The 25,795-nt window shown below is 53.6% G+C and carries 23 protein-coding genes and 2 pseudogenes; 16 read left to right on the top strand and 9 right to left on the bottom strand.

All coding sequences use genetic code 11. The features are described 5' to 3' along the window. Window positions 1-53: 53 nt before the first annotated feature. From ACOTXR_RS02755 to ACOTXR_RS02720, 8 genes are all read left to right on the top strand, one after another. A complete protein-coding gene (locus ACOTXR_RS02755; RefSeq protein WP_058690766.1) occupies window positions 54-1,643 on the top strand; it encodes a methyl-accepting chemotaxis protein in 1,590 nt (529 codons plus the stop codon). Between the two features lie 62 nt (window positions 1,644-1,705). After that, a complete protein-coding gene (glsB, locus tag ACOTXR_RS02750; RefSeq protein WP_014883834.1) occupies window positions 1,706-2,632 on the top strand; it encodes a glutaminase B in 927 nt (308 codons plus the stop codon). Continuing rightward, the gene (locus ACOTXR_RS02745) at window positions 2,632-2,994 is read left to right on the top strand and encodes a DUF4186 domain-containing protein (protein WP_023337293.1); all 363 of its coding nucleotides are present in this window, start codon (window positions 2,632-2,634) and stop codon (window positions 2,992-2,994) included. The genes glsB and ACOTXR_RS02745 overlap by 1 nt, the downstream gene beginning before the upstream one ends. Before the next feature lie 107 nt (window positions 2,995-3,101). Continuing rightward, window positions 3,102-4,550 (top strand): sensor domain-containing diguanylate cyclase, encoded by a 1,449-nt coding sequence (locus ACOTXR_RS02740; RefSeq protein WP_058690767.1) that lies wholly within the window; start codon window positions 3,102-3,104, stop codon window positions 4,548-4,550. Window positions 4,551-4,661: 111 nt separating this feature from the next. Then, a complete protein-coding gene (locus ACOTXR_RS02735) occupies window positions 4,662-5,627 on the top strand; it encodes a sensor domain-containing diguanylate cyclase (protein WP_058690768.1) in 966 nt (321 codons plus the stop codon). 82 nt (window positions 5,628-5,709) lie between these two features. Then, window positions 5,710-6,237, top strand: a complete 528-nt coding sequence (locus tag ACOTXR_RS02730; RefSeq protein ID WP_058690769.1) for a GNAT family N-acetyltransferase — start codon at window positions 5,710-5,712, stop codon at window positions 6,235-6,237. A 116-nt stretch (window positions 6,238-6,353) separates the two neighbouring features. Beyond that, the gene (locus ACOTXR_RS02725) at window positions 6,354-7,805 is read left to right on the top strand and encodes a tagaturonate reductase (protein ID WP_058690770.1); all 1,452 of its coding nucleotides are present in this window, start codon (window positions 6,354-6,356) and stop codon (window positions 7,803-7,805) included. Between the two features lie 201 nt (window positions 7,806-8,006). Next, a complete protein-coding gene (locus tag ACOTXR_RS02720) occupies window positions 8,007-8,921 on the top strand; it encodes a bestrophin family protein (RefSeq protein WP_014883840.1) in 915 nt (304 codons plus the stop codon). On the opposite strand, the gene ACOTXR_RS02715 is transcribed toward ACOTXR_RS02720, so the two are convergent. Further along, window positions 8,909-9,457: a GNAT family N-acetyltransferase gene (locus tag ACOTXR_RS02715; protein ID WP_014883841.1), complete on the bottom strand. Its 549-nt coding sequence runs from the start codon at window positions 9,455-9,457 to the stop codon at window positions 8,909-8,911. The two genes, ACOTXR_RS02720 and ACOTXR_RS02715, sit on opposite strands and share 13 nt — an antisense overlap. Before the next feature lie 134 nt (window positions 9,458-9,591). Between ACOTXR_RS02715 and ACOTXR_RS02710 the strand changes: the two are divergent. The 6 genes and pseudogenes from ACOTXR_RS02710 (at window position 9,592) to ACOTXR_RS02685 (ending at window position 15,217) form a co-directional block, all read left to right on the top strand. After that, window positions 9,592-10,176, top strand: a pseudogene (locus ACOTXR_RS02710) (hypothetical protein). 52 nt (window positions 10,177-10,228) lie between these two features. Continuing rightward, a complete protein-coding gene (locus ACOTXR_RS02705; RefSeq protein WP_023337300.1) occupies window positions 10,229-10,669 on the top strand; it encodes a GNAT family N-acetyltransferase in 441 nt (146 codons plus the stop codon). A 146-nt stretch (window positions 10,670-10,815) separates the two neighbouring features. Continuing rightward, complete coding sequence (locus ACOTXR_RS02700) at window positions 10,816-11,811, top strand: alpha/beta fold hydrolase (protein WP_023337301.1); 996 nt, start codon at window positions 10,816-10,818, stop codon at window positions 11,809-11,811. A gap of 44 nt (window positions 11,812-11,855) precedes the next feature. Further along, the gene (locus ACOTXR_RS02695) at window positions 11,856-12,596 is read left to right on the top strand and encodes a response regulator (RefSeq protein WP_014883845.1); all 741 of its coding nucleotides are present in this window, start codon (window positions 11,856-11,858) and stop codon (window positions 12,594-12,596) included. Then, window positions 12,593-13,891, top strand: a complete 1,299-nt coding sequence (locus tag ACOTXR_RS02690) for an ATP-binding protein (RefSeq protein ID WP_014883846.1) — start codon at window positions 12,593-12,595, stop codon at window positions 13,889-13,891. The genes ACOTXR_RS02695 and ACOTXR_RS02690 overlap by 4 nt, the downstream gene beginning before the upstream one ends. 135 nt (window positions 13,892-14,026) lie before the next feature. After that, the gene (locus ACOTXR_RS02685; RefSeq protein ID WP_058690771.1) at window positions 14,027-15,217 is read left to right on the top strand and encodes a cytochrome c biogenesis protein/redoxin; all 1,191 of its coding nucleotides are present in this window, start codon (window positions 14,027-14,029) and stop codon (window positions 15,215-15,217) included. Window positions 15,218-15,225: 8 nt separating this feature from the next. Here ACOTXR_RS02685 and tam read toward each other — a convergent pair whose 3' ends face one another. Next, entirely contained in the window at window positions 15,226-15,984 is a 759-nt protein-coding gene (gene tam, locus ACOTXR_RS02680) for a trans-aconitate 2-methyltransferase (RefSeq protein ID WP_014883848.1), read from the bottom strand. An 83-nt stretch (window positions 15,985-16,067) separates the two neighbouring features. Then, window positions 16,068-16,652, bottom strand: coding sequence for a GDP-mannose pyrophosphatase nudK (locus ACOTXR_RS02675; protein WP_014883849.1), 585 nt, complete (start codon window positions 16,650-16,652; stop codon window positions 16,068-16,070). Window positions 16,653-16,738: 86 nt separating this feature from the next. Between ACOTXR_RS02675 and ACOTXR_RS02670 the strand changes: the two genes are divergently transcribed. Further along, complete coding sequence (locus ACOTXR_RS02670; RefSeq protein WP_058690772.1) at window positions 16,739-17,500, top strand: DeoR/GlpR family DNA-binding transcription regulator; 762 nt, start codon at window positions 16,739-16,741, stop codon at window positions 17,498-17,500. A 32-nt stretch (window positions 17,501-17,532) separates the two neighbouring features. On the opposite strand, the gene ACOTXR_RS02665 is transcribed toward ACOTXR_RS02670, so the two are convergent. Further along, window positions 17,533-17,895, bottom strand: coding sequence for a DUF4406 domain-containing protein (locus ACOTXR_RS02665; RefSeq protein ID WP_058690773.1), 363 nt, complete (start codon window positions 17,893-17,895; stop codon window positions 17,533-17,535). Between the two features lie 149 nt (window positions 17,896-18,044). After that, the gene (locus ACOTXR_RS02660) at window positions 18,045-18,488 is read right to left on the bottom strand and encodes a PACE efflux transporter (protein ID WP_058690774.1); all 444 of its coding nucleotides are present in this window, start codon (window positions 18,486-18,488) and stop codon (window positions 18,045-18,047) included. A gap of 382 nt (window positions 18,489-18,870) precedes the next feature. Here ACOTXR_RS02660 and ACOTXR_RS02655 point away from each other — a divergent pair, with 382 nt between their 5' ends. Then, window positions 18,871-19,440 (top strand): hypothetical protein, encoded by a 570-nt coding sequence (locus ACOTXR_RS02655; RefSeq protein WP_058689964.1) that lies wholly within the window; start codon window positions 18,871-18,873, stop codon window positions 19,438-19,440. A gap of 42 nt (window positions 19,441-19,482) precedes the next feature. Here the strand turns inward: ACOTXR_RS02655 and silA are convergent, their stop codons facing one another. The 4 genes and pseudogenes from silA to ACOTXR_RS02635 all read right to left on the bottom strand — a co-directional run bounded on the left by silA (window position 19,483) and on the right by ACOTXR_RS02635 (window position 25,651). After that, a complete protein-coding gene (gene silA / locus ACOTXR_RS02650; protein ID WP_222834856.1) occupies window positions 19,483-22,623 on the bottom strand; it encodes a Cu(+)/Ag(+) efflux RND transporter permease subunit SilA in 3,141 nt (1,046 codons plus the stop codon). Window positions 22,624-22,633: 10 nt separating this feature from the next. Continuing rightward, a complete protein-coding gene (locus tag ACOTXR_RS02645; protein WP_058689962.1) occupies window positions 22,634-23,884 on the bottom strand; it encodes an efflux RND transporter periplasmic adaptor subunit in 1,251 nt (416 codons plus the stop codon). A gap of 11 nt (window positions 23,885-23,895) precedes the next feature. Beyond that, window positions 23,896-24,237, bottom strand: coding sequence for a cation efflux system protein CusF (gene cusF, locus ACOTXR_RS02640; RefSeq protein ID WP_045134022.1), 342 nt, complete (start codon window positions 24,235-24,237; stop codon window positions 23,896-23,898). Between the two features lie 28 nt (window positions 24,238-24,265). Continuing rightward, a pseudogene (locus tag ACOTXR_RS02635) lies at window positions 24,266-25,651 on the bottom strand (efflux transporter outer membrane subunit). Window positions 25,652-25,795 lie beyond the last annotated feature (144 nt).

Raw genomic sequence — 25,795 nt, 5'->3', positions numbered from 1 at the left:
ATTTTCGTTTCGTAGACTCGCACGCGTCTAACGTCTTGTTACTGAAGAAAATTATGAACCTAACGCAAATTTTTCGTCGTATTGCGCAGCGCTGTATCCCACGTCAATTTGGCCTGCTGACGGGTATCTTTTGTATTATTGGCCTTTTCTCCGCACTGCAACTCTCCTCATCTTTTCTGCTTAACGCCTCCCTGAAGGACGCTCAGCGCAACGAGCGGCAAAATCTGCTGGCGTATCAGCAACAGAGCAAGCTTGATCTGGCGCGTGTCTCCCTGCTGGCGGCAAGCGATCTGCTTAACCGCTCCGGCGTCTGGTTTATGCAGGATAAAGAGACCGGTTCAGAAGGAAGCTGGCACAGTCTGATGGATGAGGCGCAAGCGTCGCTGGCGGTTTCTCAGCAGGCGTGGCAAGCCTGGCGGGCACTCAATCCGCCGGAAGATGAGGCCCTGGTGAACAGCTATCAGCTTTTCTACGGTGCCATTAAAGAGCAATCGGAAGCGCTTGTCAGAACCCACACCATTGATGCCTTTTTTGCTGTCCCGGCCCAGGCGTTTCAGAGCGACTTCAACGATAACTACGCCCGTTATCAGCAGGCCAGCGAGAAGCAGGCCATGCAGGGGCGTCAGGGACTTATGACGCAGCTTTCAAGGCTGCAAACGTTGTTCCTGTTTGCGCCGGTTTTACTGCTCGCCATCGCCGTTGCCGTCTGGTTCGGCATGTCCAGGTGGGTGATCACGCCGTTACGTCGACTTATTGCGCATATTAACCAGCTGGCAGCCGGAGATCTTTCCGGTACGCCGCCTGCCGTCAGGCGTTTTAATCGTGAGACGGGGCAGCTTAGCGACAGTATCGCCACCATGCAGCACGGTCTGCAGCAGCTGGTGACCCAGGTCAGCCATGCCACGACCGCAATAGTTGAAAATATCGGCTCCCTGGCGCAGGGGAATCAGAAGCTGTATCAGCAATCGGCGCGTCAGGCAAAAGAGCTGGAAGAGGTCACGACCCATATCGCGACGCTGGAAACGCATGTGGAAGGGAATACCGGCTACGCCAGACTCGCCAGCTCGCGCGCGGACGAAGCGCGTCAGGCCGCGGTAAGCGGTGACCAGATGATGTCGACCGTGAATGCGTCCATGCAGGCGATCGTCGAGCGATCTTCTGAAATGCGCGGGATCGTGGCGATGATCGACAGCGTGGCGTTTCAGACCAATATTCTGGCGTTAAACGCCGCCATTGAAGCCGCCCATGCCGGTAACCATGGACGCGGGTTTGCCGTTGTCGCCCGGGAAGTCGGCCTGCTTGCCAGAAAGAGTAGCCACTCAACGCAGACCATCCAGGAACTTATCAATCGCTCTTTGCAGGGCATTGAAGATGGATCCCGGGCGGTGAATTTAATGGAAGACAATTTGCAGCAGGTCACCGGTCTGGTCGGTAACTTAAGCAGTTTGCTGAATGAAATCTCAACCGCTACGCTCAGTCAGGGGGAGAGTATTCACCAGATGACGCGTCAGCTTCAGGCGCTGAATCAGGTTTCCCGCCAGACGGATCTGCTGGTTTCTGACGCCTCAGAGGCCTCTGAGCGACTGCAAAAGCAATCCGATCTTTTATTGCAGGCCGTTTCGCGTTTTCGTCTTAGCGCCTGACGCAATACATAAGCCTCTGTTATACTCGCAGCCCGTTTTAGCCTGAGGGCAAGGAGCAAAGAGTGGCTGCGGTCATCCATAATGAGATGCTGGACGAGATTCTGGCGCAGGTTCGTCCGTTATTGGGAAAGGGTAAGGTTGCCGACTATATTCCGGCTCTTGCCTCGGTCAGCGGGAATAAGCTGGGGATTGCTATCTGTACCATCGACGGACAGCGATACCAGGCAGGGGATGCCACTGAACGTTTTTCGATTCAGTCAATTTCGAAAGTGCTGAGCCTGGTTGCGGCGATGCGCCAGTACGAGGAAGACGAGATCTGGCAGCGTGTCGGTAAAGATCCGTCCGGCCAGCCTTTTAACTCACTGCTTCAGCTTGAAATCGAGCAGGGTAAACCGCGTAACCCTTTTATCAATGCCGGGGCGCTGGTGGTCTGCGATATGCTGCAAAGCCGTCTCAGCGCACCGCGTCAGCGGATGCTGGAGATTGTTCGTCAGCTCTCGGGCGTTGACGATCTTGCCTATGATTCGGTAGTGGCCCGCTCGGAGTTTGAGCACTCCGCCCGTAACGCGGCCATCGCCTGGCTGATGAAATCCTTCGGCAACTTTCATAACGACGTGGCGACCGTACTGCAAAACTACTTCCACTACTGTGCGTTGAAAATGAGCTGCGTTGAGCTGGCCCAGACGTTCCTGTTTCTGGCGCATCAGGGACACGCGCCGCATCTCGATCAGGACGTCGTTTCCCCACTGCAGGCGCGGCAGGTCAACGCCCTGATGGCGACCAGCGGCATGTATCAAAACGCGGGCGAGTTTGCCTGGCGGGTTGGGCTTCCGGCCAAATCCGGCGTTGGCGGCGGGGTCGTGGCGATTGTGCCGCATGAAATGGCGATTGCCGTCTGGAGCCCGGAGCTGGATGAAACGGGAAATTCACTTGCCGGTGTGGCGGTGCTGGAGAAACTGACCCAACGTCTGGGACGTTCCGTATACTGATGTCCGATCTGGATCCGCTTTTTTCCCGCCTGGCGCGATCGACGTTTCGCTCGCGCTTTCGTTTAGGCAATAAAGAACGGCAGTACTGCTGGGACAAAGGACCCGACACCATTGACCAGCATGCCGCGGATTTCGTTAAAAAACGCCTTGCACCGGCGCAACCTGCCAACGACGGTAAACAGACGCCCATGCGCGGTCACCCGGTATTTATCGCCCAGCATGCCACGGCGACCTGCTGTCGGGGCTGTCTGGCAAAATGGCATAATATTCCCCAGGGCGTGCAACTGACTGCGCAGCAACAACATTATATCGTCAGCGTGATCCACCACTGGCTGGTGATACAGATGAACAGCCAAATTTGACGAGTTATGATCCTGTTGTAATTGTGTTATAGATGCAGGTTAAGTTAGTCCCGATCATGCTGACGACCGCAATATTTGCCATAAGCATTCATATGGAATGATATTTAATGCGTTCTGCTCTCACCGCCTTCAGGTTGTTCCAACCCGACACGCCGCTGCGTAATGCCTCGGCGATATTTATTCTCACCACTCTCTTTTATTTTGTGGGCGCGGAATTGCGGCTGGTCGAGGCCTTATCCCTGTTCTGGCCACTGAATGGCGTTATGGCAGGGATCTTTGCCCGTTATGTGTTTCTGCATCGCCTGCATTACTACGCGGTATGTTATGTCGCGATGCTGATGTACGACGCGGTGACGACTAACTGGGGAATGGCCTCGGTGGTCATAAACCTGTCTAACATGATCTTTATCGTCGTTGTCGCCGTGCTGGTTCAGCGTGACAGACGGTTGATGAAGAAAACCCCCGATCCGCTCAACGCATTACGGCTGTTTAACTACTGCCTGATTGCTGCGCTGCTGTGTGCCTTGCTCGGTGCGTTCGGGTCCGTGGGGATAGACAGTCATACCTTCTGGCCGCTGTTTGCCGACTGGTTTAGCGAACAATTCTCCACTGGCGTACTCGTTGTGCCGTGCATACTTACCCTCGGTTTGCCGGTGCGGGAACTCAGGGTAAATCTGGAGAAACTGTTACCGATCGTCGCGCTGGTTGTTTCGGTGGCTGCCTCGGTGGTGATTGGCGGAGCGGGAAGCCTCGCATTTCCGCTGCCTGCGCTTATCTGGTGTGCGGTACGCTACTCGCTGCCTGCGACCTGCCTGCTGACGTTTATTACAGGGGCGATAGAAATCATTCTGGTCGCCAACTCCATCATTAATATCGCCGTGGCGACACCGCTCTCGACCTCTATGATGTTTTCTGCGCGGCTGGGTATTGCCACGATGGCGATCTGCCCGGTGATGGTCTCCGTCAGCATGGCGGCGATTAATTCCCTGATCCGTCAGGTATCCCTGCGGGCGGATTATGACTTTCTGACCCACGTCTACTCGCGTTCCGGGCTTTACGAGGCGCTAAAACGCGAAGAAACGCACCGTCATCCACGTTTTCTGACCGTCATGCTGCTCGATATTGATTACTTCAAAAGCATCAATGATAACTACGGTCATGAGTGCGGCGACCGCGTGCTGGCATCCTTTGCCCGCCAGGTTCAGCAGGTCGTTGGTGAAGACGGGATGGTGGCCCGCATGGGGGGAGAGGAGTTTGCTGTGGTCGTTAATTCGGGCGATGAACAACACGGCTATGCACTGGCGGAACGTATCAGGAGTACCGTGGCCAGCCATCCTTTCACCTGGCGTCAGCAGACGCTTTATCTGACGGTCAGTATTGGCCTCGGAAGCGGAAAGGCGGAGTCATGGCAGTTGACGGAGGTCTTCAACAAGCTGATGGCCGAGGCGGACGATCATCTTTATCGTTCAAAAAAGGCGGGTCGAAATCGTACCAGCGCCCGGCTGGCGGATGAGCAACTTGCCGCCAGTGCCGGGAGTGAAACTGAGCTGCGTTAATCGTTATAAGGCATTGACGTGAATTAGATAGCGGCTTAACAGGATATTCGCACACTGACAATGTCTCTGTTTAAGCTACGCTTTGAGTAACGCTTTACGTCAGGAGACATTATGAAAGCACCTGCAACACCTGAAAATGAAACAGACCGACTTCACTCGCTGCGCGAATCGGGTCTGCTTGAGATCGACAGTTCCCCGGCGTTTGACCGCTTAACGCGCCTGGCGAAACGCTTTTTCCAGGTGCCACTGGCGATGGTCAATCTTATTGATGAGCACTCGCTGATCGTGAAATCGGCGGATGGACAGGCACCCGGTTCCGTTCCGCGTAACATCTCTTTCTGTGGCCATACGATCCTCACTGAAGCTCCGCTGGTGGTAGGGGATATGCTTCAGGATGACCGGTTCGCGGATAACCCGCTGGTGGCCGGTGAGCCCGGCGTGCGTTTTTACGCGGGCTTCCCGCTGCGCTTACGAGACGGCGCAAGCGTTGGCTCGCTCTGCCTGATTGATTACGCTCCTCGCGAGTTTTCAGCGGCCGATCTCGCCGTACTGGGTGACCTGGGCGCGCTGGCTGAGGATGAGTTTGCCGCCATCAGCGCGGCGACCACGGATGAGTTGACCGGGTTATTCAACCGACGCGGCTTTAATCAGCTTGTGCGGTTCACGCTTTCCATTGCCCGACGCCGTGCTGAGCCGTTGACGCTCGGATGGCTGGATCTGGATCGGTTCAAGGAGATTAACGATCGTTACGGGCATGAGGAGGGGGATAAAGCGCTTAAAGTCATGGCGCAACTGATGCGTACCTCTTTCCGTGAAGCGGATCTGCTGGTTCGTTTCGGTGGCGATGAGTTTGCGGTGCTGTTTGCCGACACGGATGAGCAGGGGGCGTGGATTGCCATGCAGTATCTCGCCGAGCAGGTCGAAAACTACAATGCGCGCAAGTTACACCCATGGTCGCTGAAGTTCTCCTGGGGACTGAGTGAATTTGATCACAACAGTAACGACCTGCAAAAGTGGCTCAACGATGCCGATGCAAAAATGTATGCCATGAAGCAGCAGCGGCAACGCGGGCGGTGATATAACAAAAGCGTATGACTGACCCGATTGTGTTAAGAAAATGTTAAATGCAAAGTGTGGGTATTCAACGTAAGGACAAACAATGAATACCTCGCTGCATATCCAAAACTTCACCCGTGACGACATTCTCACTCATCTTGATGCGCTGGCCGGGATCCTCGAAAACTGCGTGACCGGCGGCGCATCCGTCAGCTTCATGTTGCCGTTTAGCCTCGAGAAGGCCCGTTCATTCTGGCTCGGTATTGCTGAAAGCGTAGGGCGTCATGAGCGCGTTGTGCTTGCCAGCATTGATCCCCAGTTGGGGGTTATCGGAACGGTGCAACTGATTACCGACCAGCCTGAGAATCAACCTCATCGTGCCGATGTGGCAAAACTTCTGGTACATGAAAAAGCGCGTCGCAAAGGGGCCGCGATGGCGCTGATGGAAGCGCTTGAGGCTGAAGCCCGCGCCAGAAATATTTCGGTTCTGGTACTCGATACCTCCACCGGCAGCGGCGCTGAGACGTTTTATCAGCGTGCCGGCTGGCAAAAGGTCGGTGAGATCCCGCGCTACGCCCTGATGCCGGACGGTGCCATGACGGCGACGTCCGTGTTCTACAAATTCTTATAATTTTCGTCACAACCACGCCGTGAATTGATCGAAACAGGGTTCCTGGTCGGAAAGTTTTGATAAGTTATCGTACCAATCTTATCAGGCTGTATGACTAATCATAAAAGGAACCCATTGTGAACACGCTCAACCGTCGTGATTTTCCCGGTGCTCAATACCCTGAACGCATCATCCAGTTTGGTGAAGGCAACTTCCTGCGTGCGTTTGTCGACTGGCAAATTGACCTGCTAAATGAACATACCGATCTCAATGCCGGTGTGGTTATCGTTCGCCCCATTCAGAGTACTTTCCCGCCCTCGCTGAGCACCCAGGATGGCCTCTATACCACCATCATTCGCGGCCTGAATGAGCAGGGCGAAACGGTAAGTGAGAGCCGTCTTATCCGCTCGGTTAACCGGGAGATCGACGTCTACAGCCAGTATGATGCGTTCCTGAAACTGGCCCACAACCCCGATATGCGTTTTGTTTTCTCGAACACCACGGAGGCCGGGATCGGCTATCACGCGGGTGACAAATTCGACGATGCGCCTGCCGTGAGCTATCCGGCGAAACTGACGCGCCTGCTGTTTGAGCGCTTCAGCCACTTCAATGGTGCGACCGATAAGGGTTGGATCATCATTCCGTGTGAGCTTATAGACTACAACGGAGACGCCTTGCGTGAACTGGTCTTGCGTTATGCGCAGGAGTGGGCGCTGCCTGCCGCTTTCATCCAGTGGCTAAATGAAGCAAACCATTTCTGCTCAACGCTGGTTGACCGTATCGTGACCGGCTACCCGCGCGATGAAGCGGCCGCGCTGGAAGCTGAGCTGGGATATCACGATGCATTCCTGGATACGGCAGAACACTTCTACCTGTTTGTTATTCAGGGGCCAGCATTCCTTGCCCGAGAACTGCGTCTGGATAAGTATCCGCTTAATGTGCTGATTGTGGATGACATCAAACCCTACAAAGAGCGTAAAGTCGCCATCCTGAATGGTGCGCATACGGCACTGGTGCCGGTCGCGTTCCTGGCGGGGCTGGATACGGTCGGTGAGGCGATGAATGATGCAGATATCTGTGCCTTCGTCGAAAAAGCGATTTATCAGGAAATTATTCCGGTCCTCGATCTGCCACGTGATGAACTGGAATCGTTCGCCAGCGCGGTAACAGGGCGTTTTCGGAACCCTTACATCAGACACCAGTTGCTCTCGATTGCGCTCAACGGCATGACTAAATACCGCACCCGCATTCTGCCGCAATTGCTGGCCGGGCAGAAGGTCAGGGGGCAGTTACCATCCCGTCTGACGTTTGCGTTAGCGGCCCTGATTGCGTTTTATCGCGCGGAGCGTAACGGGGAGGGCTATCCGGTACAGGATGATGCGAACTGGCTGGAATGTTATCAGCAGTTTTGGGCGCGGCACCGCGATAATCAGATAAGTACCCGTGAACTGGTGCAGGCTGTGTTGAGCGAGAGAGAGCACTGGGAGCTGGACCTGACGCAGGTGAACGGCCTGGTGGACCAAGTGACGCTGGATCTTGATGCCATTCTGCTGAAGGGAATGCGCGCAGCGGTGAAACCACTTTGCTAATCACGTCACCCGGCTGCGGCCGGGTTTAAATAGAATCTATTTTAGTTACAACATACTATTGACTCCTTTTTTAAAAATGAAAATCAGCACCGTGCATGTTTCGCTTTGCAGATGGGAAAATGCAATGTCCCGTTAACATGCTTGCAACCGTGAGGGGGATCACGTTTAATAGCCACGCTCTTTTCTTGCCTGAAACTCACTATGATTGTTCGTCCTAAACAGCACTGGCTACAACTGATTTTTGTCTGGCACGGTTCGGTACTTCCCAAAATCTATACCCGACTGCTGCTCAACTTCCTGCTTTCTATCGCCGTGATCCTGATGCTGCCGTGGTACACCTCGCTGGGCATCAAATTTACCGTCGCGCCCTTCAGCATTCTCGGCGTGGCGATCGCTATATTTCTGGGTTTCAGAAACAACGCCTGTTATTCACGTTACGTCGAGGCTCGACTGCTCTGGGGGCAGTTGATGATAGCGGCACGCTCGCTGTTTCGCGAGGTAAAAAACACCTTGCCTGACGATAAACATCTGGGTGAGTTTGTCCGCCTGCAGATTGCCTTTGCCAACTGCCTGCGTATGACCTTGCGCCGGGAACTGAACGCTGAAGAACTCGCTCGTTATCTTGCTGCGGATGATTTACGGCACGTGATGGCTGCCAACTCGCCGGCCAACCGTATTCTACTGATCATGGGGGAGTGGCTTGCCGTGCGGCGGCGTAACGGTCAGCTTTCGGACATTCTTTTCCATAGCCTGAACAACCGCTTGAACGACATGTCCATCGTCCTTTCCGGCTGCGAGCGTATCGCGACGACGCCAGTGCCGTTTGCCTATACGCTGATTTTGCACCGCACGGTATATCTGTTCTGCATCATGCTGCCGTTCGCGCTGGTTGTGGACCTGCATTACATGACACCGTTTGTCTCCGCGCTGATCTCTTACACCTTTATCTCGCTGGATACCCTGGCAGAAGAGCTGGAAGATCCGTTTGGTACGGAAGATAACGATCTGCCGCTGGACGCCATCTGCAACAATATGGAACGCGATCTGCTGCAGATGAACGATGAAGAGAACATTCCTGAAAGGCTGATGCCAGATAAGCATTATCAGCTGACCTGACGGGCGTTCCACTCGTCGCGGGTGATCTCCCACAGTTCGGAGTCAAGCATACCGCTGACGTAGGCTTTCTTTTCCGTTCTGACAAGCCGCATGCCGCTGCTGTCTGAAATACGACGTGAGCGGCTGTTGGCGGCGGCCTTCGGCGCACGCAACACCGCTTTGTTCAGCGTATTGAACCAGTAATCCGTCGCCGCAATGCTCGCCTCCCGCATATAGCCTTTACCCTGAAACTCCGGTGCCAGCCAGAATCCGCGGTTGTTATCTTCAATATCGTACAGGCAGATAATACCCATGAGTTCATCCGGTACTTCGCGACGTCGGATGCTCCAGAACCAGGCAATCCCTTTTGCCATATCGGGCAGCGCCACGTTGTTAACATAATTTTCCGCACCGTTATCCGGGTAAGGCCAGGGCACCGAAGAGACCATATAACGCACGATCTCCCACCGCGGATATAGCTTCTGTATCTGGACAGCATCTTCGGCAACCAGCGGTTTTAACAGTAAGCGTTCAGTCGTGAGCGTAGGTATTGTCATCCGCGGATCTCCGTATTTAAGCGTTATGTTTTTGTTTGGGTTCTGGTATTTTTATCTCTATCACATTCCAGTGCGCTGCGCTGTGGTTATTGACCACCAAAATCGTTTCCTTTTATTTGATGGTGATATTTTTGATGAGATTGCTGCCACTTTTAAACGGACGCGTTTTCTGTGATCTCCTGCATCATGGCTGGGAGATTGAGAAGACTATCGCCCGAGGCGAGGCTCATCTATTGAACCATTCCACTCCCGAGCTTGAACGTTATTTTTCCCGGCCGCTCAATGAGCTTCCACGTCAAAACCCTTATCCGGTCGCGGTGCTGCTTCCTCTGTTTTTAGTGGCTTTTGCATTTAATCTTCTACCGTTTCTCCATGCGTTTCCGGGCTTATCACCTTTACACCATGCACTGAGCTTTTTCTTACCGTCATTGGTCATGATTGGCGCGCTCATCATCACAAGCGTACTTCTGGCTCGGGGATTAACGTCAGGGTTAGCGTGATTTCTGGCGCTGTTCTTTATTTTGCTGATAATAACCGTCGTTCAGGCGGTATATCTCTTGCTTGCCCATCACGGAAGTAGTTGGCCACTGGTCATTGCCTTCTTCGCGTTGGTACTTTGCAGATTGGTGATGAATGGAAGAGGGTTCGTGCTCTTTACGCTCTACTGCCGTACGCAGCGTCTTGCCCGTCTGGCCCGCAAAATGCGATTAAAAAGGTGATAAGACCCTACGCTGTTTCGATATGGCAATTAACAGGTATTGCGAGGAACACATGGCAGTTAAGGTAAGACCGCTACGCGAAGATGATTATTCTCAATGGCGACCGCTGTGGGATGGCTATACCCATTTCTATGAGTGCTATCTTGAGGAATCCGTTACCGCATCAACCTGGGAGAGGGCGCTCTCAGCGCAATCGTCGATGTTCTGCCGCGTGGTAGAGAAGGACGAAAAAGTGATCGGTTTCGCAATGTGTATTCTGCACGAAGGAACCTGGTCAACAGCGCCCATTTGCTACCTGGAAGATCTGTTTGTTGATGCTGCTGAACGCGGCGCGGGGGCGGGCAAAGCGCTTATAGATGCCCTGATTGCAGAAGGTAAGCGTGAAGGGTGGTCAAAACTGTACTGGGCCACCCGGGAGAATAACCCGGCGCGTAAACTCTACGATCAATACGGTGAGGCCGACGATTACGTTCGCTATCGCCTCTCCCTGTAAAGCTAAAACGCCTGTGTTTGTATCACACTGTATCTGTTTTCCTGATACATACACAGGCTTGCAATAAACCCGCTTTCGCACATATCCGCTATACATAGAGGTGTTGTTATATCCCCGTGAATTGTACTCAATCGGAGATACCAAATATGTTCAGCAAACTCGCTTACTCGACCCTTGCTCTGACCGTTTCTCTTGGCACCGTGATGTCCTGTCAGGCCGAAGTCACCGGCACCAGCTTCACGGCAGCCTTTGACCACCCGCAGCAAATTAACGCCGGCGACCTTAACGTCGGGTATGTCGACATCGGCCCGAAAGACGGTCAACCGGTCATTTTATTACACGGCTGGCCCTACGATATTCACAGCTATGCTGAAGTCGCTCCCGCACTCGCGGCAAAAGGTTACCGTGTCATTGTACCTTCTCTGCGCGGCTACGGCACCACTCGCTTCCTGTCAGCTAAAACCCCGCGCAACGGCCAGCCGTCTGCGATGGCGAAAGATATTGTTAATCTGATGGACGCCCTGAATATTAAACAGGCCGTATTTGCAGGCTACGACTGGGGTGCCCGCACCGCGGATATCGTTGCGGCGCTGTGGCCAGAACGCGTTAAGTCGCTCGTTTCGGTGAGCGGGTATCTCATCAGCAGCCAGCAGATTGGCAAACAACCGTTGCCGCCAAAAGCAGAGCAGCAGTGGTGGTATCAGTTTTACTTCGCCACCGAGCGCGGTGCGGAAGGCTACGCTAAAAACACGCATGACTTCGCCCGTTTGATCTGGTCGCAGGCCTCACCGGACTGGAAATTTAGCGATGCAACCTTCAACGCCAGCGCCAAATCGCTCGATAATCCGGATCACGTCGCGGTGACGCTCAGCAATTACCGCTGGCGCTTAGGGCTAGAAAAAGGTGAGCGCAAATACGACAGCTACGAGCAAAAACTGGCCACGTTGCCGAATATCACCGTACCAACGATCACCATCGAAGGCGGAAACAACGGGGCACCGCATCCGGCACCACAGGCCTACGCGGGTAAATTTACCGGTAAGTATGAACACCGCACCTTTGGGGCGACTGTGGGTCACAATCCACCTCAGGAAGATCCGCAAGATTTCGTTAACGCTGTGGTCGACGCAGATAAACTCTGAAATGTGCTATTTTCAATACGTTACCCTTCAGTCTGGAGATTTCGGTGGAGCATATTGACCATATCCTTGTCGTCGATGACGACAGGGATATTCGTGAACTGATTGTCGACTATCTCGTTAAGTCCGGTTATCGCGCCTCCGGCGCGGCCAACGGCAAGGAGATGCGCGCCGTGCTGGATAAACAGCATATCGACCTGGTGGTGCTGGACGTCATGATGCCCGGCGATGACGGTCTTACGCTGTGTCGGCAACTGCGTGTCGGCAAACATAAAGATCTGCCTATCCTGATGCTGACGGCGCGTAATGAGGAGACGGACAGGATCCTGGGGCTGGAGATGGGGGCGGATGATTACGTTGTGAAGCCTTTTGTTGCGCGCGAATTGCTGGCGCGAATCAAAGCGATTTTACGCCGTTTTCGTACAATGCCGCCCAATTTACAGGTAACAGAAGCAGGGCGACTGGTGACGTTTGGTGAATGGGAGCTCGATACCGTTGCCCGCCACCTGATAGACCCGGAAGGGGTGATTGTGGCGCTCAGCGGGGCGGAGTATCGCCTGCTGCGCGTTTTCCTCGATCATCCTCAGCGCGTGTTGACTCGCGATCAGCTGCTCAACCTGACGCAGGGGCGCGACGCCGAACTGTTTGAACGTTCTATCGATCTGCTGGTCAGCCGGGTACGTCAACGCCTGAATGAAGATGCGCGTACACCCGCCTATATTAAAACCGTGCGCAGCGAGGGCTATGTGTTTACCATGCCGGTCACGATCAAAGAGGCGAACGAATGAGGTTCTGGCCACGCTCACTGTTGGCCCGTTTGCTGATCATTGTGCTTCCCGGCCTGTTGCTGGCCAACGCCCTGAGCCTGACGCTGGTCATGATAGAACGAATGCACAGCGCCCGCACGGTGATGCTCGGTAACCTGGAATACGATGTCGCGACCAGCGTGGCCATTTTAGACCGCTTGCCGGCCACTGAACGGGCGGCCTGGCTGCCGCGCCTTGAGCGGGGTAACTATCGTTATATCCTCGGTCCGGGTGAGCCGGGCAACGCACCGACGGATAAGCGTTCCCGGGATGCCATCCGTACCCTAAAAGCGACACTGGCAGCACAATACCCGCTCAGCTTTACGGCTGTTCCTGGCGCCATTTCACATATCCAGGCGCATCTTACGTTACACGACGGCGCGCCGTTGACCATTGATCTGATCCCGCGCATGCCACCGGTCGCCAGCTGGCTGCCCGTTGTTCTCATCCTGCAACTGTTGCTGCTCGCGGCCTGCTCCTGGTTTGCCGTGCGGCAGGTAGTGCGGCCTTTTTCACAGTTTACCCGCGCGGTTGACGCCCTGGATCCGGCGGCCAATACGCCAATGACCGAGAAAGGGCCGCTTGAGGTACAACGGGCTGCCCATGCCTTCAACGCCATGCAGGCACGTATTCAGTCTTATCTCCGGGAACGTGCGCAGATTCTGGCCTCCATTTCGCACGATCTCCAGACGCCGATTACCCGCATGAAGCTGCGGGTCGAAATGGCGGAACACCCTGAACTGCGCGACAAGCTCATGGATGACCTTGATAATATGTCGCGTCTGGTGCGCGAGGGAATTGCCTATGCCCGGTCATCAGAATCACTGGAAGAGACATCGCTGAAGCTGGAACTTAATGCCTGGATAAACAGCATCGCCTGTGATTATCAGGACATCGGTAAAAACGTGCAATTTCAGGCGGGCGAATCCCGTTTGCCGATTGTCACGCGTCCGCAGGCGCTTCGCCGGGTGATGACCAACCTGCTGGATAACGCCCTGAAATTTGGCGAGCGCGCCAACATTGTCATTGATGATTCATCCGCCAGTGAGGTGGTGATCCACATTATTGATGGCGGCCCGGGAATACCCGATGCCGAACTGGAGGCCGTATTGCAGCCGTTTTATCGGGTTGAAACATCGCGCAACCGTGATACCGGTGGAACCGGACTGGGTCTGGCAATTGCTGCGCAACTGACCGCACAGCTGGACGGCAAGCTGAAGCTGGTGAACCGCGCCGAGGGCGGGCTGGATGTCTCCGTTACGCTCCCACGACGTTAATTGTATGGCTTTGTATCTGCCTTCCGGGAAGATACAGAGCCAGACAAAACCCGCGCTTTTACACATATCCTGAACACATCCGCACGATGAAATAGCCTCACTGCAGCGTCGCAGGACTTGTATCGTGAGGTCTCTATGTTTTTGATAATTGCTTTTCTGGGCGGGATGATAAGCCTGCTCAGTCCATGTACACTCCCGGTTATTCCCCTCCTGTTTGCCGGTTTTCAGGGGCAAAGACGACATATTATGGCACTGCTCGCGGGGATGATCGTGATGTTCACCCTGGTTGCGATGGTTGTCACCGTCGCCAGCGAGTGGATAGCTGAAGCCACCGTCGTTGGACGCTGGATCGCGCTTATCATTCTGGCTACGGCCGCGCTGGCGTTAATTTTTCCCTCCTTTGCCCAGCGAATTGCCGGGCCAGCAGTCAGCGCGGGAAACGTCCTGAACACCCGAAGCGGACAAACACGCGGCATGGCATCTGCTTTTCTGGCCGGGCTGGCGGTCGGGTTGCTCTGGTCCCCCTGCGCAGGTCCCATTCTGGGGGCGATATTCAGCCTTAATATTGCGGGACATTCAGCCATCGCGACAGGGGCGTTACTTGCCGCCTACGGCAGTGGATGCGCGTTAATGCTGGGTTTACTCGTTCTCGGAGGCCGCACGCTGATGGCACCACTGAGAGCAAAATCGGCGCTGATGGCGAAGCTTCGCCAGGGGGCTGGCGTGGTGATGTTAGCGGCTGTCGTCTTTAACGCGACCGGAATGACGTCTGTTCTGAAAGGCGCAAATGGGGTGGCGGACCGTCTTGAAACCACGCTGCTGAATCTGGCAAAACCCGCTACACAAGCGGTGAAGCTCCAGCCGGTGGTGATGACCGAGCCGAGTAGCCAGCTGCCGTCGTTGAGCGGTGGAACAGGGTGGATAAACGGTGACACTGTCACGTCTGAATCACTGCGCGGGAAGGTGGTCCTGATTGATTTCTGGACCTGGGACTGCATTAATTGCCAGCATACGCTTCCGCATGTGCGCGACTGGGCCACAAAGTATCAGTCGCAAGGTCTGGTCGTGATTGGGGTTCATACCCCGGAATATCCGTGGGAGAAACCGATTTCGTCGGTAAAAAATGCGGTGAATAAATGGCAGCTGCCGTATCGGGTTGTGACGGATAATAATTACCAAATCTGGAATGCTTTCGGCAACCAGTACTGGCCAGCGCATTATTACTTTGATGCTAAAGGGCAGCTGCGCTACACCTCCTTTGGGGAGGGAAATTACGATGAACAGGAACAGGTGATCCATCAACTGCTGAAAGAAGCCCGTTCCTGACTACCACCTCAGGGTTGACGCTGAGCAACCATAAACAACCGAGGAAAAGCCAGCAGTATCTGCCCGTTTTCCTGGAGCGGATACTGCTCTTCCAGTAGTTCATGGTAGCGTTTCAGGAAACGTTTCTGTTCGTGCTCGTTCAGTTCCTGGAGCCATGGGCGTAACCCGGTGGCGCTGACCCAGTCAATGATGGCCTGATGCGAGCGCATTTTATGGAAATAGGTCGTCCGCCAGATATCCACCTCACACCCGGCTTCGGACAAAATGTCATAGTAGGCATGGACCCCAGGCAGCGGTTCTCTACCGCGGTCAGGATAGTCTTGCTCCAGGGCCACTTCGCGCATGGCTACGTGAGTAGGCTCAAGCCAGTTGTCCGGCATCTGGATCGCCAGGACGCCATTAAGCGCGAGGAGAGAAACAAGGTGAGGCAGAAGATCGTAATGGTCTGGAACCCATTGCAATGAGGCATTGGCATAAATCAAATTCAGCGCCTGGTCCGGCTTATACTGGCGGATATCGGACTCAACAAAGCGGCAGCCCGGCAGCGCACTGCGCGCCTCTTCCAGCATGGCAGGCGAGTTATCGACCCCGGTAATCTGTGCGTTCGGCCAGCGATGGCGCAACAGCGCCGTGCTGTTTCCCGGACCACAGCCCAAATCGGCGAGGGTGGCGACGTCATCCAGTGGGATTCTGGCGAGTAGCTCAGCGGCAGGACGCGTGCGTTCAGCACCGTATTGCAGATAAAGAGAAGGGTTCCAGTCGGCCATCTTTAGATCTCCTTTTTGCGTGTACCAGCAAGGATAGCACAGGCCGGCACCTGCACCGGGACAGGTGCCGCAACAAGGTCAGATTACAGAATGCCTTTCAGTGCAACATGATAGAGCAGCATGATGGTTTTCCCGTCAACAATCATGCCCGTTTCAATGCCCCGCAAAGCGTCCTCAAAGGGGAGCTCCAGCACGTCGATATCCTCACCCTCCGCTTTGATACCGCCGCCTGCGCTGGTTTTATCCTTTGGCTGATATTCGGCAAGGTAGAAGTAGAGTTTCTCCGTAACGGAACCCGGGCTCATATAGGCTTCAAAGATTTTCTGCACGCTCGACACCTTAAACCCGGTCTCTTCTTCCGCTTCTGCCTTTATTCGGCTCTCTGGATCCATATTGTCGAGCAGGCCCGCAGCAGCCTCGATCAGATCACCCTGATGACCATTGATAAAGACAGGAAAACGGAACTGGCGAGTCAGAATCACCGTTTTTTTATCACGGTTGTAGAGCAGAATAGTCGCGCCATTCCCCCGGTCATAGACTTCACGGGTTTGTCGCTGCCATTCGCCATCGCGTCGTTGATGGTCAAAGGTATATTTTTTGAGTAAGTACCAGTTATCTGACAATATTTCATCGTTAATGATGCGCACATCTGCACGTTTCGATTGCACGTTTTGTCCTCCTTACGTAGAGTAACGATCAATAACAGCATTAACGTGCAGTTTCAAGATTTATCATGCAATATCAGGAATCCAGAATGCTCACCAGTCAGCGAAAACAATTGATACTTGAGAAGCTCGGCGCCGAAGGCCAGGTCCAGTCTAAAGCGCTCAGCATTCTCTTTGATGTCTCTGAGGACACCATCCGGCGTGATTTACGCGAGCTGGCGGCAGAAGGGCGTTTACAGCGTGTTCACGGCGGTGCGCTGCCGTCGTCTTCCGCTATTGTGCCTTTTGCAGAGCGTCAGGCCGTTAAAATGGATGCCAAAAGAAAGGTGGCGCAGAAGGGCGCGCAGCTGATTTCTTCGGGCCAGGTAGTGATCATTGACGGTGGAACGACCACCTCTGAACTGATTACTTTCTTACCGCCTGATTTGCGTATTACCGTGGTGACGCACAGTCCGAGCATTGCTCTGGGGCTGGTTAATCATCCCGCTATTGAAGTGATTCTGATTGGCGGCCGTTTGTATAAACACTCAATTGTTGCAGTCGGCGCGGCGGCCATCGAAGGTATCGAAAACATTCATGCCGATCTGTTCTTTATGGGCGTGACCGGGATCCATCCGGAAGCAGGGCTGACCACGGGCGATTTCGAAGAGGCGTGCATCAAACGTGCATTTTCCGGCAGAGCGGCCGAGACGGTTGTTCTGGCTTCACCGGAAAAAATCAATACGGCGTCATCGTTTGTGATTGGGGACGTGTCCTTAGCGAATACCCTTGTCGTCGAAGACGATACCGATCGTGGTTGGGTGCATACGCTATCCGAAAAAGGGGTATCGGTCGTACTGGCTTCCTCATGAGCCAGTCAGATGACTGACTGGCACGGTCATCGTTAAGCCTGAGGAATGCTCTCCAGCGTAGTATAAATCGTGAGGCCAAGTTCCCTGGCCACTTCAATGTCCATATCCGCCCCCTTAGACACACCGGCAATCCGATAAATCGCATCGCATTTTGCGATGAGCCGTTGAGCTACGGGGTAAAGCATTGATTCTGCGATGTCATCTCCCAACGATGTCGAGCCCGCGGCCTTCGCCAGCGGCAGAGCCAGCCATTCGCCAATGACCGGAACGTGACCACGCTGGTATACGGCTAATGCGGCGTTTTCGAGACGCGCAAGATTCTCATCAATGCGCGCCTGAAGGCCATCGGTGCCGCTTCGATAGGGGCCGGCAATTAAAATGAGCTGTTGTGTCATAGATACCTCTGTCAGTGTGATTGCATGAAGTTGCACGTTTGCAGACAATATCTTACGAGATTACCGCCGCGTTATGAAATGTTTTCGTGCATTCTCGTGCAAAAACATGCATGGCAAAGCATGTAATCACTTAGGCAGAAGGGCTATTGCTACGAAGCCGAACGCCTCCGTCCAACGAACATCCAACGCAGGTAATCGTATAGCCAGTTAAACAGCATTGTGTATGGCAGGAAAAACAGCACCAGTCCAATCTCAACGAAAAATGCCTCAGTGATGGGTAAATCCAGCATAACCATCGCAACGGGCATTAAGGTGATGATCAGTCCTGTTTCAAAACCCACCGCATGGATAGCACGAACAAGGAAGGTTCGTTGAAAGCGGTATTTTTTCTGCAGCGAGTCAAAGAGTTTATTAAAAACAAAATTCCATGCCGTCGCGGTCAGTGCAGATATCACGGACAGCGAGCCAGACTGGAGTATCGAAACGTTCATCAACCAGGCAAGCGACAGCGCGATGATAACGTTAGCTATGACTTCAAAAATGACAGCATGGAAGATTCGTTCTTTAACGCTTTTATTTAATTCAATTTCCATTTGCTCAGGGCTGCGTTTTCCAAAAGCTGAAGTATATCAGGCATCGTTTAACTTTTTCTAAACATGCAGGATTGAAACTCTGAGCAAAAGCGGAAGGCACTGTGAGATGGTCAACGGAGACGCTTTCAGAGGGTATCAGCATTCAGGTCAACGTAGCCATGAAACGCCAGATTTCGCCTTACTTAATGCAAGTGCGCATAATGTATATTATGTTAAATTGGATGTGAGGCCCGTAATGATACCAACTAAACCTTCATAGTTGCCTTCCCTTCTACTATCGCTTATCGAGATACTTATTAAAAAATGCCGTGATGCTCTTGAACGGAATCTTTTCCATACGATCATATAAATCAACATGTGTGCCTAATCGCTGAGTATTCAAATGTTTAATGTTTTATCCCGTCGACTGCAACACTGTAATAAGGTGGCCGTCAACATAAACAATGCCGCCCCGACGCAGCTGCAACAGATCAAGACGCAGCTGGCCGAAGAAATGGGTAAGCCTGTAGGCCTACATACCATGGGTATTCCGGCGGCGGTCAGTACGCTCGGGGTGATTGTCAGTTTCGCCATTCCGCAGCTGTGGCTGGGTTACGGCATACTCACCGCACTCGACCAGCCAGCCGAGCGCGTATTCGTGTGGGTTGTGCTGGTCGCCCTGCTGTTCGCTGGCCTTAACGGTGTGACGATGTTTATGATTGGCAAAGGCAGCATGCGCGCTGTGCGGTTACATTTTACGCTGGCGGTGATAAGCCTTTTGTTAACAGCAGCTTATCTGCTTGCCGCGCTGAGCGAGAGTACTTCTCCGGGCGTCAGTCTGACCGCGGCGCTAGTGAGTATCGTCATGTTACTGCTTAGCGGCAGCTGTATTCTTTCCACCGCCTTTTATAAGATGCTGCTGTTTACTCTGCATAACAGAGCCTGGCGAAAGCTTATCAGCCAGGCGCGTTAAGCATTCATCTCGCAAAAATCCCGCCATTACAGCGGGATTTTTTTATGGCTTTTTATGCCTGCGCAACCAAATCAACTTGTAAGCCGCAGGAATGATAAACAGCGATAACAGCGGCGCTGTGATCATCCCGCCGATCATGGGTGCCGCTATCCGGCTCATGACTTCCGAACCGGCACCAGTCCCCCAGAGTATTGGCAGGAGGCCCGCAATGATCACCGCGACGGTCATGGCCTTTGGCCGCACACGGAGCACGGCACCATGATAAAGTTCTTCATCAAGCCCTTGTTCTGTGAACGTTTCCCGATGGGACAGTTCCGGTTGCGCTTCAATGGCATGACGTAAATACATCAGCATAACGACCCCAAATTCCGCTGCGACCCCGGCCAGGGCGATAAATCCGGTTCCGGTTGCGACTGACATATGGAAACCCTGCCAGTAGAGAAACCATATTCCACCGACCAGGGCGAACGGCAAACTCATCAGGATCAGCATTGCTTCATCCACGCGACGGAACGCCAGGTACAGTAAAATGAAGATGATCATCACCGTCATCGGTACCATCAGTTTCAGCTTCTTATTGGCATGTTCGAGAAGCTCAAATTGTCCGGAGAAAGACACGCTGGTACCTGGCATCAGCTTCACGTTCTGACTGATGGCCGTCTTAATGTCGTTCACCACCGATACCATATCCCTGCCCCGTGCATCAATGTAAATCCAGCTGGCTGGCCGGGCATTCTCCGTTTTCAACATCGTGGGGCCGGAAACAACCTTAATATCAGCCACATCGCCCAGCGTGATCTGCTGTTTCATCTGCGTCAGGATAGGCATCTGTTTTAACGCATTCGGGCTGTTCCGGTAGTCCTGAGGATAACGAACATTGATCGGGTAGCGGGCGACGCCTTCCACCGTTTCACCTACCGTTGCGCCGCCAATGGCCGAAGAGACAAACAGCTGCACATCGCCCACCGTCATTCCGTAGCGGGCGGCTTTTTCCCGGTTAATATCCACATCTATGTAACGCCCGCCCTCCAGACGTTCCGCCAGAGCAGACACCACGCCGGGCACCGTTTTGGCGACCGCCTCGATGCGCTGCGCCGTGGTGTCGATATCAGACAAAACGGTACCGGACACTTTGATACCTATCGGGCTTTTGATCCCGGTGGAGAGCATATCAATGCGGTTACGAATAGGCGGAACCCACAGGTTAGCCAGGCCAGGCAAACGAACGGTGTTATCCAGTTCGTCAATAATCTTGTCAATCGTCATGCCGGGCCGCCACTGATCCTCTGGTTTGAGCTGAATCGTGGTTTCCACCATTTCAAGCGGTGCGGAATCCGTTGCCGTTTCTGCCTTACCTGTCTTGCCGAAAACAGACGCCACTTCAGGCACCGTTTTGATGAGTTTGTCCGTGGTTTGCAGGAGCGCCGCCGCTTCTGCCGGAGACACACCGGGCAAGGTCGAGGGCATATACAGCAGGTCGCCTTCGTTGATCTTCGGTAAAAATTCACCGCCAACCTGGCTCAGCGGCCAGATAACCGTGAAGATAGATAAGGCTGCAACCAACAGGGTGGCTTTTGGCCAGTGGAGAACCCTGATCAGCAGCGGATGATAGGCGTTAATCAGCAGCCGGTTCAGCGGGTTACTGTTCTCTGCGGGGATTTTTCCGCGGATCCAGAAGCCCATCAGGATGGGGATAACGATGATGGCGAGCATGGCCGCCCCCGCCATGGAGTACGTTTTCGTGAAGGCCAGTGGACCAAACAGTCGCCCTTCCTGTCCCTCAAGGGTAAAGATGGGAATAAACGATAAGGTGATGATCAGCAGGCTGATAAACAGTGCGGGCCCCACTTCCACAGAGGCATTGGTGATCACCTTCCAGCGGGTGGCGTTGTCGATCTGCTCTTCCGGATGCTGATGATCCCACTCTTCCAGCCGTTTGTGCGCGTTTTCAATCATCACAATGGCCGCATCCACCATCGCACCGACGGCAATGGCAATTCCCCCCAGCGACATGATGTTGGCGTTCAGTCCCTGAAAATGCATCACAATAAAGGCAATACACAGGCCGAGCGGCAGAGAGACAATCGCCACCAGTGCAGAGCGGACATGCCAGAGGAACAGCGCACAGACGATGGCCACCACGATAAATTCTTCAATCAGCTTGCCGCTCAGGTTATCGATAGCTCTGTCGATTAACTGGCTGCGATCGTAGGTCGTCACAATCTCGACGCCTTCCGGCAGGCTGGCCTTCAGCGTCTCCAGCTTATCCTTCACCGCCGTAATGACTTCACGCGCATTTTTGCCCGAGCGCAGGATCACCACGCCACCCGCCACTTCCCCCTGCCCGTTCAGCTCAGCAATACCGCGGCGCATTTCCGGCCCCGTTTGTACGCGAGCAACATCGCGCAGGTAAATCGGGACACCGTTCGCACCGGTTTTCAGCACGATATTATTGAAATCGTCTATCGTCTGTAGGTAGCCGCTGGCCCGGACCATATACTCTGCTTCCGCCATTTCAACCGACGATCCCCCTGCTTCCTGGTTCGACGACGCAAGGGCCTGCTTAACCTCCGGCAGGCTTATGCCGTACTGGGCCAGTTTTAACGGATTGACCTGGATCTGATACTGCTTAACCACGCCGCCAACCGATGCCACTTCAGCCACGTTGGGGATGGTTTTTAACTCAAATTTCAGGAACCAGTCCTGCAAAGAGCGCAATTCTGCGAGATCGTGCTTACCGGAACGATCGACCAGCGCATATTCAAATATCCAGCCCACCCCCGTGGCATCCGGGCCAATTTCTGAACTCACGCCAGCAGGCAGTTTGCCCTGAACCTGGTTCAGGTACTCCAGTACGCGCGACCGGGCCCAGTACAAATCAGTACCGTCTTCAAAAATGACATACACATACGAATCACCAAACTGAGAAAAACCGCGCACGGTTTTGGCACCGGGTACCGACAGCATGGTGGTAGTGAGCGGATAGGTCACCTGATTTTCAACTATCTGCGGGGCCTGGCCAGGATAACTGGTTTTGATAATCACCTGAACGTCAGACAGGTCGGGCAAGGCATCGACCGGTGTGTTGATGATGGTCCATGCGCCCCAGATGCTAAGAAACAGCGCCCCCATCATCACCAGGAAACGGTTGGCGACGGACCGCCGGATAATCCATTCAATCATCATCGTCCCCTTAATGACCTGAATGCGTGTTGTCTGCTGTTTCAGCGTGACGCATGCGCTCCAGCGCGCCGGTAATATTGGCCTCGGAGTCAATCAGGAACAGACCGCTAACCACCACCGTCTCCCCTTCGTTGAGGCCTGAACCAATACCGGACTGCTGCTGAGATTCATGCAGAACGTGGATCGGTTTCGGCACAAAATGCCCCTCTGCATCGACGGTAATCACGCGCTGTTCCTTTCCGGTATCAATAACGGCCTGGGACGGGATCAACAGCATCTCCGGACTTTGCGTATTCAGTTTGAGATACGCATTCATGCCCGGTTTCAGACGCTCGTCTTTGTTGGAGACCTGCAGGCGCACCTGCAGCGTACGGGTGCTGGGATCCACGCTCGGCAGAAGGTTCCATTTTTCAATCGGGAAGGATTTATCGGGGTAAGCCGGTACTGAAATCTCAAACTGCGACGTGTCTTTCAGCAGATAAGCAATAGACTCAGGGACCGCCGCGCCGATCCAGACCGGATCCATCCCCTGAATTTGAGCGACCACCTTATCTTTTGAAATATTCATGCCGGTGCGCAGGTCAAACGCCGTGATCACCCCGTCAATGGGAGCCTTGATGGTAAATCGGGTCTGGATAGTTCGGGTCGCCCGTAGCTTCTGAATATCTTCATCCGGCATCCCGGCCAGCCGAAGACGTTCAAGTACGCCTTTGATTTGCACAGGCGTTCCACCGGTACCGGATAACAGCAAAAACTCACTCTGCGCCTCTACCCAGTCCGGAATGGTGATATCAATCAGCGGCGTGCCTTTCCTGACATGGTCGCCGATCGTCAACGGGTATACTTTCTCAACGAAACCTTCCGCGCGCGCCTGCACAATAACAAACTGATAGTCGTTATAACTGACATTGGCTGGGATCGTCTGGCTATAATTCAGCGTTCCGCGGGTGACTTTTTGCGTTTTTAACCCCAGGTTCTGGACCTGCGTGGGGTCAATGCGTATTCCGGCACCGCTTTTATCATCATTTTCATCCGCATATTTTGGCACCAGATCCATATCCATAAACGGTGATTTTCCAGGTTTATCGAATTTAACGTCTGGCTTCATCGGGTCATACCAGAAAAGTACCTTTCTTTCAGAAACCTGATTTTCTGGTTTTGCAGAGGCGTGAATATGCTGCCATGCCGTGACGGATATCAGCCCTCCTGCAATAAGGCTGCTGACTATCATGGCAGCGTATTTTATTTTTAAAGATGCCATGCTACTTCTCGCTATTTAATGCTCTTCAGTAAAGAGATATTGCCCTGCTGGACAAACGAAAAATCAACGTGGCTACCGACTTTCAGGGCCGAAATACTCTCGTCAGCCTGAAGAAAGGTGAAGCGCATCGTCATCGCGGGCCAGCCCACCGCCGGGATAGCATCATGGGCAATAGTGACTTTTTTACTCGTGAGATCAATATCCTTGATAATGCCGGTCCCCTTAATAATCTGCTCTGAGGTTCCGTCACTGGCAACATTCATTCCTGCGTGCTGATGAACCTCGGCCTGAAGGCTGGCAGAAAACATTACGGCGATCGCACCGAGGACAACGGTTTTAAGTGAATTACGCATTTTTACTTTCCTGTTTAATTAAATGAATTTATTCGACCCAACCGCCACCCAGTGCGGTGAAGAGCGTTATTTCATTCACCTGACGGGCATAAATAAGGTCGAGAAGAGTTTGCTGCGTGGAGAACAGAGAACGTTCTGCATCAAGCACTTCGATATAGCTCACCGCACCGCTGGAATATAACCCTCTGGCACGTTGCAGGGTGATATTTAGCGAATCAAGATACCGCTGCTGGGCATTAATTTGCTGGTTAATACTTTCCCGCAGCGCGAGCGCGTCAGCAACCTGTTTAAAGGCGGACTGAATTTTTTGTTCGTAATTCACAACCGACTGCTGCTGGCGAATTTCAGCCAGCTTCAGGTTGGCTTTATTTCTGCCTGCATTAAACAGGGGGATATCAATTTTAGGGATAAAATTCCACATCCCACTGCCCGTTGTGAAAAGGCTGGAGAGTTCCGTGCTGCCCGTTGAAAGTCCGCTGGTCAGTGAAATGGACGGGAAAAAGGCAGCACGTGCCGCACCGATATTCGCATCGGCCGCTTTAAGCTGATACTCCGCCTCCATAATATCCGGGCGCTGCAGCAGTATCGCTTATGAAAGATGAGGCGGCAGCCTGACCGGCGCAATATCGCTGGCGTTCATGCCGCTGTTGCCCGGCAGTGCGCGATACGTTCCGAGGACCAGCTGCAGGGCATTATTGGCCTGCGCCAGCTCACCCTCTCTTTTGGCTATCTCTGCCTGAGTGCTTTCAATCTGCCCCCGGGCCTGCTCCAGCGCCAGGACGTTTGTGCTGCCGGTCACCAGCTGTTGCTCAACGAACGCGTAAGACTGCTGGTAATTCTTCAGCGTCTCCTGCGCAATACGGCGTTGTTTATAGGCCAGCTGCTGGTTGAAATAGCTCTGCGACACGTTAGAGATGAGCAGAATATGCACCGCACGACGGGCTTCTTCGCTGGCAAAAAAGTTTTGTCTCTCAGCCTCGCTCATGTTCCTGAGTTTGCCGAAGAAATCGAGTTCATAGCTTACTGCAAGACCTGCGTCGTACTGCTGCGAGGCAGGTTTGTCACTTTTCAGACTGCCGCTATAGGTGATACCCGAGGAGGCATTCAGCTGAGGATAACGATCCGCATCCGTCACCGTGAACTGCGCCCGGGCTTCCTCAACCTTCAGGGCGGCCATTTTTAAATCGCGGTTGTTTTCCAGGGCTTCGCTGATCAACCCAACGACCTGGGGGTCGACAAAAAAGTGACGCCAGCCGGTATCCTGATACCCCGCCACCGCAGGTGTCAGGCCATTTCGGGATAACGAAAACTGCTGGGGCACCGGTGACGCGGGTCGCTGGTACTCAGGCGCCAGCGAGACGCAGCCTGTCAGGAAAAATACCGTACTGATGCTAAGTCGTTTTAACAGGAACATAATGGTTCAAATGAAGTCCAGAGTATTTTTAGGGTCACTCTACTGAACGCATCCTGTTTGACGGGTGACAGGATAATGACAATGTTGTCATTTTTAACGTAAGTCATTGTTAACGGCCGCGAGCACAATAGAATGTCGTCAGCA

This window comes from Enterobacter cloacae complex sp. IR53030 (assembly GCF_049238365.1).
GTDB classification, from domain to species: Bacteria; Pseudomonadota; Gammaproteobacteria; order Enterobacterales; family Enterobacteriaceae; genus Enterobacter; species Enterobacter kobei.
Note: the sequence above shows the minus strand (reverse complement) of the source record. Positions and strands in the feature narration are given on the sequence as shown.